Raw genomic sequence first — 13,852 nt, 5'->3', positions numbered from 1 at the left:
TCCTACAGCGTTCTGAGTGGGACTCATGACCACAGGCCAACGCCTTCTTGAGCGACAGCACCCAAGCGGCACGGCAGGCAGTCAAATCAACCTCTTGAGGGTCGGTAAAACGACGGAGTGAGGTCACACAAACGAATGCTAAAGGCAGAAGCAGAAGTGCCCCGTTTACTCAGTAAGGCAGATCACTGAGTAAAAACCATGCACCGGCTACATTACGTTTGGCTTTTCTATGCATGACCCACCGAGAATAGGCAGGATCCACGGCAGGACTCTCCTTTGGCGGGTTGAAATTGGCAGTTGGGCTGGCAGCCTTGACACGCCATCAGGCCATCAACATGTGTGTTGAGGTCGCTATCGAGTCAGGTGCCAATGCACAGCTTTTCCGGGGCGGATTATACGTATCAAAATGTTACAGAATGATAAAATTAATGTAATTTTTGAGGATTAAAAGTAATCGTACGACTAACCCACCTTGCGTGATTACGCTGGTTGCCAACGGTGTGGCAGCAGCTACGCAATCTCACTCGCTCGCTGCGTCGGCAGCCGCGCCAGCACATCCTTCAGATAGGCGTATGGATCATGTCCATTGAACCACGCGGACTGGATCAAGCTCATGATCGCCTCCGCACCACTTAAAATTAAGTGGACACCTTCGCCCTAAGCGTTGCGATCAGGAAGGTGTGTTGGCCGGATGGTTACGTTGATCCTGCAAGGACTGATAACAATCGGCTGTCAGGGTGCGCTAATTCCCACTATAGGGTGATATCGGTTACGTATTGCTCGTGGGATAATTTCAACAAACAAGCGATACATTTGAGCGTCTGGGGAAAGGATTCTCGAGGCGTCTCCAGGCACAGGTGGCGTGTGGTGGAAAGTGAGCAACTTGCATCAGTGCAATGGTATCAACAGATGGCAAAAGTGGTTCAGGCTGTTGGTCAACCTGACTTTGTGAGTACGCTGGTTAGAGCCTTGAGCATGCTTGCGCCACTCCAGGCTACTACTGTCTACCTCTACCCGCACGACGGCCTGCCTAAGGCCTTGTTTGAGCGCGACGAGGAGGGGCCTTGGTTACCGGAAGGAAACGTAAAGCAATATCTGTCGGGCTTTTACTTGCTTGATCCATTCTACGGTGTTTCTGTCGAGAGTGTCGGTTCAGGCTGTTATCACTTGGCGGAGGTCGCTCCTGACCACTTTGAGCGAAGTGAGTACTATGTGGCCTTTTATCAGCATGCCCATATCGAGGATGAACTTAATTACATTCTTCAAATTTCGCCTGGCTATACAATTGCGGTATCGCTAGCCAGTGCCAGCAAATTAAACGAGAAACAGTTGCAACAGTTCAAGGTAATAAGTCCTTGGGTGCTGGCTGTGCTCAGTAGACATTGGGAAGGGCTGGGTACAGATACGCTGAATGGGATTTTTGAAAATCCATTTGCCCGAAAAATACACACGGCGTTAAACAACTTCGGCAGTTCGGTTTTGTCTCAGCGCGAATGTAAAATTGCTCAGCTCATATTGAAGGGGCATTCAACCCGTTCCCTTGCCGAGCGTTTAGCCATATCTGAGGACACTGTTAAAACTCATCGTAAACATGCGTATAGCAAGCTAAATATTGGCTCGCAATCAGAATTATTTTCCTTGTTTATCCATTCTCTCGCGCAAGCTCAGGATGTTTTTTTCAAGGATCCCTTAGAAACCTATAGGGGTACGGACAACAAGCCATCCCCGCAATCAATCCAAGAACAAGAAGGTGATTGAAATGAATTTACCATTCAAGCCTGGTCGGGCGACTGAAGATTACCAGGCCTCAGACGCGGCACATCACATTCATGCTTTCCTTGATCAAAAAGCGTTGAATGTTGAAGGCCCACGAGTGATTGTGCGAGGTGAGGGCCTCTACCTCTGGGACAATGACGGTAATCGCTATCTTGATGGAATGTCCGGCCTATGGTGCACCCAACTTGGTTACGGTCGTACCGACCTCACTGCGGCAGCAAGTGCGCAGATGAACCAACTGGCTTACTACAATATGTTTTTCCATACTACGCATCCGGCGGTTATCGAACTGTCCGAACTGCTATTCAGCCTGCTGCCTAAACACTACAGTCACGCGATCTATACTAACTCCGGCTCAGAAGCTAACGAGGTGTTGATCCGCACCGTGCGCCGATACTGGCAGGTTGTCGGTAAGCCTGAGAAGAAGATCATGATTGGTCGCTGGAACGGTTACCACGGTTCAACCCTGGCGGCCACGGCACTCGGCGGCATGAAGTTCATGCATGAAATGGGCGGCATGATCCCGGACATCGCTCATATTGACGAGCCGTACTGGTATGCGCATGGCGGTGACCTTACACCGGCTGAATTTGGTCAAAAATGCGCGCTTCAACTTGAAGAAAAAATCCTGGAACTTGGCGCCGAGAATGTCGCTGGATTTATCGCTGAGCCGTTCCAGGGCGCAGGCGGCATGATCTTCCCGCCTGAAAGCTATTGGCCAGAAATCCAGCGTATCTGCCGTAAATACGACGTCCTGCTTTGCGCGGACGAAGTGATCGGTGGGTTCGGACGAACTGGCGAGTGGTTTGCTCACGAGCACTTCGGGTTTGAACCCGACACGCTGTCGATCGCCAAAGGCCTCACCAGTGGCTATGTTCCAATGGGTGGACTTGTACTATCGAAGCGCATTGCAGAAGCTTTAGTAGAGCAGGGCGGGGTGTTTGCTCACGGCCTGACCTATTCCGGCCACCCAGTTGCGGCGGCGGTTGCAGTGGCCAACCTGAAGGCACTGCGAGATGAAGGCATTGTCACGCGGGTTAAGAATGATTCAGGGCCATATTTGCAAAAATGCCTACGTGAAGTCTTTGGCGATCATCCTCTGATCGGCGATATTCAAGGAACCGGTCTGGTTGCTGCCTTGCAGTTTGCTGATGATAAAAATACTCGCAAACGCTTTGAAAATGAGAATGATCTTGCCTGGCAGTGCCGTACTTTCGGATTCGAGGAGGGAGTTATTATCCGCTCGACATTTGGCCGTATGATTATGGCCCCTGCGTTGGTAGCAGGGCATGCTGAAATTGACGAGTTGGTTGATAAAACCCGTAAGGCTGTAGATCGTACCGCGAAAATTATCGGTCGACTTTAAAAAGATCCAAGCCTCGCAGCGTCGACGAATATTTCTTCGGCGCTCTCGTTCAAGTTCTTCCATTGCCTTTGGCTAGCGTCGCTCGTGACTATGTTGGATGCGTGTGCTTTACCAGCTGTTTACTCAGAAAATAAATCTACAAAGTAGAGCGGGGATAAGCACTTTATTCCAATAGGGTGAAATACCTCGCTTTAAATAAACTTTGATATATTCAGTCGCCGGAAATGATCGGCGATTTGTTTTTTTACGGCCTGAATAACAGGCACCAAAGCAGTTTCATGATTAAGGAGTTCGCAATGACTACAAAAATAAGCGTACCCGACTCTTCTGGCCATGCTACCCGGCAAACAGAATATACTAGCTCTTCTGCAACCTTCAGAAAGTCCATGGGCATACCTTCGCTGGTGCTTTTCGGACTGGCTTACATGGTTCCTCTTGCTGTATTTACAACCTATGGCCTTGTCACGCAAATGACTAAGGGCAACATGCCCACGGCATACTTATTTACTTTGGCTGCTATGCTGTTGACCGCTTATAGTTACGGTAAAATGGTTCAAGCTCATCCGTACTCAGGTTCAGTTTACACTTACACTCGAAAGGCATTTGGCGCGCATTTTGGGTTTATCGCAGGCTGGACATTATTGTTGGATTATATTTTTCTCCCTTTGCTAAGCTATCTGCTCATCGGAATATACATGTCAGAGTATTTTCCAGCGATCCCGGCTGCGGTGTGGGCTCTGTGCTCTATTGTGTTGGTCACTGGTCTTAATCTTGTCGGAATAGAATCTGTGACTCGTGTAAACCTCGTCCTTATTGTTGCGCAGTTGGTGTTTATCGTTGTTTTCGTAGCGCTTTCTGTGAGCAAGCTTAGTGGTCAGGCGAGTGAGGTGTCTTTGATGCTCCCGTTCCACAACTCTGAGTTTAGCTTTCCGCTTGTCCTTTCTGGCGCGGCTGTTCTATGTCTTTCTTTTCTTGGTTTTGACGCTGTATCAACAATGGCTGAAGAAACCCGAAACCCTCGCTTCCGTATCCCTGTAGCCATCATGGCAGTAACATTGATAGGTGGTGTGTTGTTCCTGGTCGTATCGTATTTTGCACATCTCATTTTCCCTGAGTGGAAAACATTTGTAGATGCAGACTCAGCCTCGGTCGATGTAATGCGTCGTGCAGGCGGTGAAATGCTGGTGACAGCATTTACTGCTACCTATGTCGCGGGCTGTTTTGCCTCCGCCATGGTTTCTCAAGCTAGCGTTTCTCGGGTGCTTTTCGCAATGGGTAGGGATGGAGCGCTGCCTCGAGTCTTTGGCGTACTACATACAAAAAAACGAGTTCCGGTGGCAGCGATAATAGTTGTCAGCGTTCTATCGCTGATAGCGTTGTTCATCACACTGGATGCCGTTGCAAATATGATTAGCTTCGGTGCCCTGTTTGCGTTTTCTGCGGTAAATCTAGCAGTGATAAAGCACTATTTGATCGATGAAAAGAAGGTAGGAGCTACAAACTATCTACTCTACGGAGTTATCCCGGCGCTAGGATTTCTCTCCACTATATGGCTTTGGACAAGTCTGTCGCATATGTCATTCTTGATCGGCTTGAGCTGGATGGCTGTTGGGATCGTATGCCTGATGAGCCTGACCAGAATGTTCAAGGTAAAGCTTCCAGAGTTGCAAATGGCTGAATGATATTTTTAGTGGTGAGAGGTGTTACTTCAGCCTCTCACCACATGACGCATTGTGACAGCTGCTACAGCCCTGAAGGTCGAAAGTACGACTTCAGCTCAACCGATAAAGAACGACGTGATATCCGCATCCAATATCCAGTTCACCTTCTCGCCTTTCAGCGCGACCGTCAACGCATCCAGCGCATCGTGCTGGCTGCGCCCCGGCCGAAAACCATACGAGAAGCCTAGAAAGTCCTCTTCATAGATCGCATTCAGAACGGTAACAACCGCCCGCTGTACGATCTTGTCCTCCAAAGAGGCAATGCCCAACGGGCGCTGCCTGCCATCGGCTTTGGGATGTACACCCGCCGCGATGGCGTTGCCCGATAGGCTCCACTATGGAGCATTGCTCGATCCAGCGCTTCATATCGAGCGCTGAAACCTTGCCAGCCATGACCAGATCTGGCTGGCCATGACGCATCAAGATGATTTCCTTGTCCACTGCGATTAAGTCCTTGTTTTGCTCTTCCGTGAATTTACAGGATGCGGCTGGAAGAGCTGTTCAGCTTCTGCAGCTCAATTTGCCTGGCAGCACTGAGTTCAAGGTTTATGCGCTCTTCATCCAGATACCGATAAATGCTCTGCAGGCTGGCGATTTTCTGTTTGATCTCTGCCATCTTCTTTTCAATGAGCTTTGCGCCGTCAGCACAATCGATCACCTTGTTTCGTTGCGCATCGAGAATCTCGCCAATTTCCCCCAGGGAAAATCCCATGCTTTGCGCCCGCTGTATGAAGTCCAGATCCTGCAGGGTTTGCGCGGTGTAGACACGATAGTTGTTAGTTCGCCTCTGTGGCGAGATCAGGCCGATTTGTTCGTAGTACCGCAACGTATGGCGGCTGGCGCCACTGCGGGCCTCGAGTTCGCCGATTCTCATGAAAACACCGCTTGACTGTAGAGTTGGATCGATAGTTTACGCTTGACTTCTCACCTTACCAAGGAGCAGGAAAATGAGCGTGGAGTGCTTTATCACGGGGGGTACCGGCTTTATCGGCCAGCATTTGGTGGCGCACCTGAGTGCACAAGGTCACACAATCCGGGTGTTGATGCGTCGCCCTGAGCGACTGCCTGCATTGCGCGAGCAAGTCCGGAGCTTGGGAGGGAACGCAACCCAGGTATTTGCTGTAGCTGGCGATCTGGAGAGGGACAACCTCGGTATGAGCCTTGCTGACCGAGAACTGCTAAGACAAGCCAGAATCGTATTCCATCTGGGCGTCCAATTCGCTTGGGGGCTTTCGCTGGAGCAGTCACGGGCAGTGAATGTCGAAGGGGCAAAGCGGGTGGCGCTGTTGGCGTCTGAGCAAAAAAGCCGGTTAGTGATGATCGGCGGCTACATGCTGAAGAATCATGAACACCTGCAGCGCATTGGCATTGATCCCCGTTGTCCGCAGTTGACGAATTGGCCAGCGGTCTACCGGCGTGTCGGTGGTTATGAAGGGAGCAAGCTGGAAGCGCATTTTGCGGCACTGGATGTTGTGTCAATCCAGGGTGGGGAAGTGACCGTTGTCCACCCTGCGACGGTTTGCGGCCATAGCCGCACGGGTCATATTCTCAACGGCCAACCGCTGACTGAACTTATACGCAACCTTGTGCAGGGGAAACTATCCGCAGTCCCCGGTACCACCGAGCACTGGCTGCCGCTGGTCACTGTGGATTACTTGGTTGAGCTGGTGGCGGTTTGTGCTTTTGATCCGGCCATGGTGGGCCATGAACTGCTGGCGCTTGACGAGCAAACGCCCAACTTGAGAGAACTCTTGGCACAGGTGGCACAACCGCTTGGCCTGAAGACTCCCAAACACCACATTTCGCTGCGACTCCTGAAGGCGCTACTGAGCATTCCTCCCGTCGCGCGGCTGTTGAATGCAAACGCCGAGTCCTTGGACTTTATCCAGACCACGCGTTTTGATACAGCGGCGCTCAAGCAATTTGCCAACAGACATGGAATAGCCAAGCCGGATATCCGTCAGGCTTTGCAGCACACTGCAACGTTCGTCAATTCATATTGCATTGGCGAGGGTAGGGCAGGCTGACTTACTCCCGGGGAGGGAGCGATCAAGCTCTTCGACCCGGCTAAATGGTTGCGGGAGACCTGGACACGTCATGTTGACAGTGCACAGGGCAAGATTTCTTAAGTTCAGGCTGGTGTAGCACTTCAGACAGTGCACAGCGCGGCCCTCCCATTTGGCAATCACAACGGAGCCAAGGCATTGCCAAGTACGTTCAGCGCGGTCGTCGGCATTTCCATTAATCGGTACACCCCTGCGATAAATGCAATGCCCTCCAGTGGCAGCCCAGCACTGGCCGCTTTTCAAAGACTCTACGATGAGCGCCTTTCGACGCTGCCCAACGTTCAACGCTTGACCTCAACGCTTGTGATGAAACAGATCGTGCAGGGGGTAGGCCTCTGCCTCTACAGCATTGCTACCACCCTGTATCGGCAGGCAACCCCTCTAGACCGACGCTTACGTCAAGTGTTGTCGTAAAACTGAAATATATCAGTCATAGAATTGACACGACTCCTTACATATTCCTTCAGTCGGCCTTCGGCCTTTTTCATGGATGAGCAAGTCCCATGCGTCGTGTTGTGTTCAATCAGAAAGGAGGTGTTGGAAAATCCAGCATTGCCTGCAACCTTGCCGCAGCGAGTGCTGCCGAAGGCTATCGAACGCTGCTGGTTGATCTCGATCCCCAGGCAAATTCGACTCACTATCTCTTGGGCCTGACCAACGAGAGCATTCCAACGGGCATCGCCGATTTTTTCAGACAAACTTTGTCCGGCGGCTTCGAAGGCAGAAGGAATCGCGTGGTCATAACCGAGACCTCTTACGACAACCTTCACTTGGTGACTGCCAGCTCCGACCTGTCAGATCTCCAGTCAAAACTTGAGTCCAAATACAAAATCAATAAGCTACGCAAGCTACTGGTTGAGCTGTCCGAGGACTATGAGCGCATCTATATCGATACACCTCCGTCACTGAATTTCTACACATTCAGCGCCTTGGTGGCTGCGGACAGTTTGCTAATCCCATTCGATTGCGACAGCTTTTCTCGCCAGGCGCTGTATCGCGTCCTCGCGCAGGTAGAGGAACTACGACTTGATCACAATGAATCACTGATTGTGGAAGGGGTGGTGGTTAACCAGTTCACTGGGCTAACCGGCTTTCACCAAAATCTGGTTGATGAGTTGTTGGCCGAGGGTTTACCGGTGCTACCGGTTTACCTGAGTAGCTCCGTCAAGATGCGCGAATCTCACGAAGCTTCAGTCCCCATCATCCATTTGGCCCTCGGCACAAGCTTTCGCTGGAGTTTTTTGGATTGCTGGATGCCCTGGAGCGGGCCGCTTGACGCTGATCGGTGTGTCTGTGTGTCTGTGTGGCTGCGTGGCTGCGGACACTCAGTGCTCATGGGCATGTGAATGGATCGTCAGGGCACCCGGTACCTTGGTGCGTTCAAGCCCTCCATGGTCCAGCCACCTGAGGGTCTGCTCATAAGCGCGCTGCAACAAAGACTCGGTCTGGGCAAAGTTAAACACCGAGACATCCACGGGACACAAAGGTGGGACGATGTGCAGGCTGGTGAGGGTGCGGAAGTGTTCGATGTCGCTCACCAACTGTCGCATGCTCATCAGGTTGACGGTATGCAGGGCTAAGGCGATCAAACCTTGGGGCGGTTGTGACAGGGCGCAACTCATTCCAGTAGGGACCACCACGACGTTGGTGGCTCCCAGGGCTACGGCAGTTGAAATAGGTGTATTGCTTGCCACACCACCGTCAATCAGGAACTGATCGGCAATTTGTACGCAAGGGAACACCAACGGGATGGCTGCGCTGGCCAGTAACGCCTGCCCGAGTTCACCACTGGACAGAACGGTCTCGGCACCGCTGAGCAGGTCGGTGGTGACGATATGCAGGGGCAACACCGCATCCTCAATGCGCTGAATGGGCAGTGCTTGACCCAGCAGTCGGTTCAAGGCCGCCGGCTGCAACAGAAAGCCCCGCCGTTTGATCAGTCCTCTACAGGTATCGAGCCAGGACAGCGGAAAGATGTCCGTTTTACGCAGGTCGCGCCAGAAACCGGCGAGCGCCTCGACGCCTTCGGCATCGGGTCTTGCGGCAAAGTAGGCACCGTTGATGGCGCCCACCGAAGCACCCACCACCAGGTCGAATCGAACATTGGCCTCGACCAAGGCCCGCAACATGCCCACCTGAACAGCACCCAAGCTGCCACCGCCAGCGAATACGATTGCAGTTTTGGTAGCCATGCCCGAAATCTCTGTGCAGCCGTGCGTCGGTTCAGTGTAGCTGACGGTTAAGCGCTATTTTCGGGGAGTTCCCCAGGCGTGCGTCAGCCACCGGAACGGGTGGCAGCTGGAAATCCGGAGTATCAGCAGCTCCTGAGGGGCGAAGGGCTTGGTCAGGTAGTCGTCCGCACCCAGCTCCAAGCCGACAATTCGATCGCTCAATTCGGCCATGGCCGTGAGCATGATGATCGGGATATTCATCTGCGCCCGTAGCTTAAGCCTGTCGGCAGCGCACTCGAACGGCTTCAATCACTGCCCAGGGTGCGCGGCGGCATTGCTCAAGCCGCACGATTTCTGGCCTTCGACATCTCAACTGGCGCGAAGTGTTGTGCGTACTCCTTGGGGCTCACCCTCATGCGCCGTACGAAGGCTTTCCTCAACACGTCGACACCGTGATAGGCAAACACCTCTGCCGGGCCGGTCACATCCAGCGAGTCCACGGGCGGCAACCCCAAAATCACCACTCGCTTTTGCACCTCACCGATATAGGGATGGCTTGGATTTTGTCGTTTGCCACACAGCGATTTCCCGCGTTGACCAGGGACGCATGTTGGCATTAATCATCGGAAAATAGTCAATTTCGACGTCCGCATCTATTTAGACTGAAGCTGTATCACCCCGTGTGAGCCCGTTCAAACCGGCTCACGTACCCTTAAAAATTATCATCACATTTTGATCTATGCGCTGTGACACAGCGCGAGAGGACTCCTCATGAAAGTTGAAGGTGCTGTCGTTTTTATCACCGGTGCAAATCGCGGTCTGGGTCTGCAGTTCGCCAAGCAAGCCTTGGCACGCGGCGCAAAAAAGGTCTACGCCGCTGCACGTGATCCCTCCACGATCACGCTGGCTGGTGTCATTCCTGTGAAGCTCGACGTGACCAACGCTGCTGACGTCGCCGCCGCGGCCAAACAATGCACCGACGTAACACTGCTTATCAATAATGCGGGCATTGCCCGTGTCGCCGGCCTTGCACAGGCGGACGCTGAACCCGTCTTGCGTGAACAATTCGAAACCAACGTCTTCGGGATGCTTGATATGAGTCAGGCGTTTGCGGGTACCCTCGGCAGCAATGGCGGTGGCGCTATGCTCAACATTCTGTCGATCTTCAGCTGGGTGAATACTCCGATCATCGGCGGCTACGGCGTGTCGAAGGCCGCTGCATGGGCGCTGACAAACGGCCTGCGCAACGAGCTACGCGCCCAGGGTACACAGGTCGTTGGCTTTCACGCCGGGTTCATTGATACCGATCTAACGCGCGGTCTCGACGTTCCCAAGGCCACGCCCGAAGATGTCGTGAGTCAGGCTTTTGACGCCGTCGAAGCCGGTCAGGAAGAAGTGATGGTCGACGAATCAACCCGACAGGTGAAACAGGGACTTTCACACGGCGTTTATCTAAACGCCGTCTAATAAACAGTGCGCATTTCGCTTTTTACTCTCGAACAGTCGTTAGTGACGGAGTAGGGATCAAGGAAATCCTGAACAAGGCTTCCCGATTCGAGTGAAATACGTCGAGCCGGTTTTTCACCATTTAAGACTGGTGCAATGGAAAACCTTTTAAACAAGGGTTTTCCATTTTTTTGGCCTGTCTGTTCATTAGGTCCATCGCGTGTGACATGCAGTACCCTGCGTACTCGGCTTGCGGCTGCCTCTCCTACTCATGACTTCCTCGGAGTTGGTTAGGCACTTTCACGCTAGATTTCAACAGTTTCGCTCACTGCCACACGGTGCGCGGCGACACTGCTCAAGCCGCACGATTTCTGGCCTTCGACATCGCTCAGGAGAAATGCAATGGCTGATTCTGACGCACGGGCGCTCAGCTTTCGCTCGGGATTGTGCTCTCAACTGGCGCGAAGTGTTGTGCGTACTCCTTGGGACTCACCCCATGCGTCGCACGAAGGCTTTCCTCAAGACGTCGACACTTCGATAACCGCATCGACGCGCAACCTCTTCCATCGACCGCCTCCCTAACTCAATTTCCCGGCAGGCCGCTTCGACTCGGACGTTTTCGACATACTTCGCTGGCGTTGTCTTAAATTCCCGCTGGAACATGCGTATCAACGTCCTCACACTTGTGCATAGTCTGTCCGCCAGTATCTCGACCGTCAGCTCCGAATGCAGGTGTTCAATGATCCAGGCGCACAACTCATCCAGGCTCGATCCGGTCGCATGCTGCGACTGGAGAGCGACGCTGAACTGTGCTTGACCGCCAGGACGTCGCAGAAACAGGACCAGGTTCTTTGCGATCTCCAAGGCGATGTCGTCTCCCAGGTCTTCGCTGACCAATGCGAGCGCAAGATCAATCCCCGCCGATATGCCAGCCGATGTGTACAGGTTACCGTCCTTGATCCAAATCGGATCTGGGTCGACCTGCACAGTGGGATAGCGCTCAGCCAGGCTACGGGCCATCTGCCAGTGGGTCGTTGCCTTGCGACCATCCAATAGCCCTGTTTCGGCCAAGGCGAACGCACCGACACAGATCGAGCACACCCGCCTGACGCTCTTGGCTCGCGTCCGGATCCACTCGATGGCGGTCTGATCCAACTGATCCATGGCGTTCCAGCCCGACGTTACGATCAACGTATCAATGGGGTTGTTTTCAAGACGCTCCTGTTCAAGCGTCTTGTGCGCCATGAGCGGGATGCCGGTGCTGCTCTCCAGGTGTTCATTGGCACCTGCGCAAACGAGCTGAAGTACGTAGGGAGCAGAGTTGCCTCGGTGCAGTTTGTTTGCATAGGCAAACACCTCTGCTGGGCCGATCACATCCAGCGAGTCCACAGGTGGCAATCCCAAAATCACCACTCGCTTTTGGGCCTCACCGATAAAGGGATGGCTTGATTTTGTCGTTTTCCACACAGCGATCTCCCGCGTTGGCCAGGCACACATATTGGCTCAAATCATCTGAAAATAGTCAATTTCGCCGTCCGCATTTATTTAGACTCAATGCCGATCCCGTTTCATTTCCAGGAAGCAAACAAACATGAGCACACCTGTCAGCATTGGCGGCTTCATGGGGTTACGGCTAGAGGAGATCACGCCATCGCTGGTTGAAGATGCTCTCGCCCTTTACCTCCGCATCGGAATGAAAGACGCCCTTACCCAAGCGGTCGCTGAAACAGTCAATAAGGCACCTCACAAGGCCATTGGTACCGGGTTCCTGATGTCGGTCGGCGCCACGTGCATGGGGTCGATTGCCCGAAGGTGTGCGATCTGATTGATCACGCTCCTTTCGAAAGCCAAAAGCCGCTTTGGTCAATGTGGTAGTGAAGCTGGATAAATCAATCCGGCTTTCGTAAAGGATGGTGACTGAGGCAATACGCAACAGCGGTCAGTTTACATATTGAACTCAGACCCGCCGGTATTTTCATCCGAGGAACTGCTGTCGCCTTCGAAGTTCGACATTAAGTAAGGAGTGGAGCGTGGACATCAACAAGACGCCAGATCGTTTGACCGGCGCCGGCCATGGGTAGCGCCTGTGCCTGGCGCCGCGCAGTTTGAAGGCAATCCGCCAATCTGATTTTTATTATCAAAGACTTCAAGACCGCAAGTCAGGAATATATATTCGAGACTCAAGCGTGCTTCATTGAGACCGAGTTCCAGAAAAGCCAGTTGCAGGATTGGATGAAGTCTACCGAAATGCCAGTACCTAAGGCGCTGGCGCAGTCCGGCCATAAGGGCTTCATCTACCGTGATCCGTATGGCGTCACCCTGGTAATCGCGCCATTTAATGGTCCGCTGCTGCTGTCGCTGCGTCCAGCGATCACCGCCCTGGCAGCTGGCAATACCTGTGTACTGAAGCTCAGTGAAACGCTGCCAGCGACTACAGCTCTGTTGGAGCAGTTGGTCGAGAAATACTTCGATCCGCGCGCCGTGACCACGGTACGTGGTAATCGCGAGGAAACCGGCGAGCTCTTGAAGCTCCCCTTCGAAAATCTCACACCGGTTATTCCCGAGCTTGGAGGTCAAAACCCGGCTTTTGTCGACGAGTCCGCCAACATCAAGGATGCCGCCAGGAAGATTGCGTGGGGCGGCGCATGGTGCACGTCCCCGGGATATGCGTACGTGCACGAGTCCGTAGCGGAAGAGTTTGTGGCAGAGGCAAAAAAAACGCTGGTCGAGATGTATGGCGGGACCCCAAAAATAACCCCGACTTCTCCCGCATCATCAACGCAAAAGAGGCGTCTCGCCTGGCTGCGCTGATTGATCCGGCGAAGGTGGTGCATGGCGGCGGATCCGACCCGCAAGCCCACTACGTGGATCCAACCATTCTCTATCCGATCTCATGGGAAGACCAACTCATGGAGGACGAGGTCTTCGGGCCGATCCTGCCGGTGCTGGTCTTCAAGACGCTGGACGAAGCCTTTGCAAAAGTACGTGCCAACCCGCATGCGCTGGCCGCGTTTATGTTCAGCCGAGACCAGGCCAACATCGACCGGTTTACCGCCGAGCTGACGTTTGGCGGCGGCGCAATCAACCAAGTCAACATCCACCTCTTTATCGAATCGACGCCATTTGGCGGAGTAGGTGCCTCCGGCATGGGCCACTACTACGGCCAACATGGTTTCAACTCCCTGACACACGCAAAATCGATCCTCGTTTCGCCGCCTGATGTCGCCATCGAGCATCTGATTCCGCCCTACACGGAAGAGAAGAACCGAGCACTGAGCCTGTGGTTTGACTACTGACACAAAGGAG

General features: G+C 53.2%; 10 protein-coding genes and 8 pseudogenes. 10 read left to right on the top strand and 8 right to left on the bottom strand.

The window, feature by feature from the left end; translation table 11 throughout:
* Window positions 1-510: 510 nt before the first annotated feature.
* A pseudogene (locus CES87_RS18625) lies at window positions 511-627 on the bottom strand (transposase domain-containing protein); the annotation flags it as partial.
* Between the two features lie 282 nt (window positions 628-909).
* Here CES87_RS18625 and CES87_RS18620 point away from each other — a divergent pair.
* The 3 genes from CES87_RS18620 to CES87_RS18610 all read left to right on the top strand — a co-directional run bounded on the left by CES87_RS18620 (window position 910) and on the right by CES87_RS18610 (window position 4,824).
* Window positions 910-1,758 carry a helix-turn-helix transcriptional regulator gene (locus CES87_RS18620; protein WP_128607352.1) on the top strand — a complete coding sequence of 283 codons (849 nt, stop codon included), beginning with the start codon at window positions 910-912 and terminating at the stop codon, window positions 1,756-1,758.
* A gap of 1 nt (window position 1,759) precedes the next feature.
* Window positions 1,760-3,142: an aspartate aminotransferase family protein gene (locus tag CES87_RS18615; protein ID WP_128607267.1), complete on the top strand. Its 1,383-nt coding sequence runs from the start codon at window positions 1,760-1,762 to the stop codon at window positions 3,140-3,142.
* Between the two features lie 296 nt (window positions 3,143-3,438).
* Window positions 3,439-4,824, top strand: coding sequence for an APC family permease (locus CES87_RS18610; RefSeq protein WP_128607266.1), 1,386 nt, complete (start codon window positions 3,439-3,441; stop codon window positions 4,822-4,824).
* A 104-nt stretch (window positions 4,825-4,928) separates the two neighbouring features.
* Here CES87_RS18610 and CES87_RS18605 read toward each other — a convergent pair.
* The 3 genes and pseudogenes from CES87_RS18605 to CES87_RS18595 form a co-directional block, all read right to left on the bottom strand.
* Window positions 4,929-5,206: pseudogene (locus CES87_RS18605) on the bottom strand (reverse transcriptase domain-containing protein); the annotation flags it as partial.
* A pseudogene (locus CES87_RS34400) lies at window positions 5,194-5,304 on the bottom strand (histidine phosphatase family protein); the annotation flags it as partial. The pseudogenes CES87_RS18605 and CES87_RS34400, both read right to left, overlap by 13 nt.
* A gap of 34 nt (window positions 5,305-5,338) precedes the next feature.
* Entirely contained in the window at window positions 5,339-5,737 is a 399-nt protein-coding gene (locus CES87_RS18595; protein WP_128607265.1) for a MerR family transcriptional regulator, read from the bottom strand.
* A gap of 73 nt (window positions 5,738-5,810) precedes the next feature.
* Between CES87_RS18595 and CES87_RS18590 the strand changes: the two genes are divergently transcribed.
* Window positions 5,811-6,890, top strand: coding sequence for an SDR family oxidoreductase (locus CES87_RS18590; RefSeq protein WP_128607264.1), 1,080 nt, complete (start codon window positions 5,811-5,813; stop codon window positions 6,888-6,890).
* Here CES87_RS18590 and CES87_RS34395 read toward each other — a convergent pair.
* Window positions 6,858-7,159, bottom strand: a pseudogene (locus tag CES87_RS34395) (cation:dicarboxylate symporter family transporter); the annotation flags it as partial. The gene CES87_RS18590 and the pseudogene CES87_RS34395 overlap by 33 nt on opposite strands.
* Here CES87_RS34395 and CES87_RS18580 point away from each other — a divergent pair.
* Window positions 7,158-7,273, top strand: a pseudogene (locus tag CES87_RS18580) (AsnC family transcriptional regulator); the annotation flags it as partial. The pseudogenes CES87_RS34395 and CES87_RS18580 overlap by 2 nt on opposite strands.
* A 159-nt stretch (window positions 7,274-7,432) precedes the next feature.
* Window positions 7,433-8,205, top strand: a pseudogene (locus CES87_RS18575) (ParA family protein).
* Window positions 8,206-8,254: 49 nt separating this feature from the next.
* On the opposite strand, the gene CES87_RS18570 reads toward CES87_RS18575, so the two are convergent.
* Together CES87_RS18570 and CES87_RS18565 are read right to left on the bottom strand one after the other, a co-directional pair.
* A complete protein-coding gene (locus CES87_RS18570; protein ID WP_128607263.1) occupies window positions 8,255-9,121 on the bottom strand; it encodes a patatin-like phospholipase family protein in 867 nt (288 codons plus the stop codon).
* 123 nt (window positions 9,122-9,244) lie between these two features.
* Window positions 9,245-9,376, bottom strand: a pseudogene (locus CES87_RS18565) (response regulator); the annotation flags it as partial.
* A 495-nt stretch (window positions 9,377-9,871) separates the two neighbouring features.
* On the opposite strand from CES87_RS18565, the gene CES87_RS18555 reads away from it, so the two are divergent.
* On the top strand, window positions 9,872-10,567 hold the full coding sequence (locus CES87_RS18555; RefSeq protein ID WP_128607262.1) for an SDR family oxidoreductase: 696 nt from the start codon (window positions 9,872-9,874) through the stop codon (window positions 10,565-10,567).
* 406 nt (window positions 10,568-10,973) lie between these two features.
* On the opposite strand, the pseudogene CES87_RS18550 reads toward CES87_RS18555, so the two are convergent.
* Window positions 10,974-12,043: pseudogene (locus CES87_RS18550) on the bottom strand (GlxA family transcriptional regulator).
* Between the two features lie 94 nt (window positions 12,044-12,137).
* On the opposite strand from CES87_RS18550, the gene CES87_RS18545 reads away from it, so the two are divergent.
* The 3 genes from CES87_RS18545 to CES87_RS18535 all read left to right on the top strand — a co-directional run bounded on the left by CES87_RS18545 (window position 12,138) and on the right by CES87_RS18535 (window position 13,842).
* Entirely contained in the window at window positions 12,138-12,371 is a 234-nt protein-coding gene (locus CES87_RS18545) for a hypothetical protein (protein ID WP_256590967.1), read from the top strand.
* A 407-nt stretch (window positions 12,372-12,778) separates the two neighbouring features.
* Entirely contained in the window at window positions 12,779-13,357 is a 579-nt protein-coding gene (locus CES87_RS18540; RefSeq protein WP_128607261.1) for an aldehyde dehydrogenase family protein, read from the top strand.
* Between the two features lie 14 nt (window positions 13,358-13,371).
* Window positions 13,372-13,842 (top strand): aldehyde dehydrogenase family protein, encoded by a 471-nt coding sequence (locus tag CES87_RS18535; RefSeq protein WP_371858226.1) that lies wholly within the window; start codon window positions 13,372-13,374, stop codon window positions 13,840-13,842.
* Window positions 13,843-13,852 lie beyond the last annotated feature (10 nt).

The sequence above is a fragment of the Pseudomonas sp. ERMR1:02 genome, assembly GCF_002277815.1.
GTDB lineage: Bacteria > Pseudomonadota > Gammaproteobacteria > Pseudomonadales > Pseudomonadaceae > Aquipseudomonas.
This window is presented reverse-complemented; position numbering and strand designations above follow the sequence as displayed.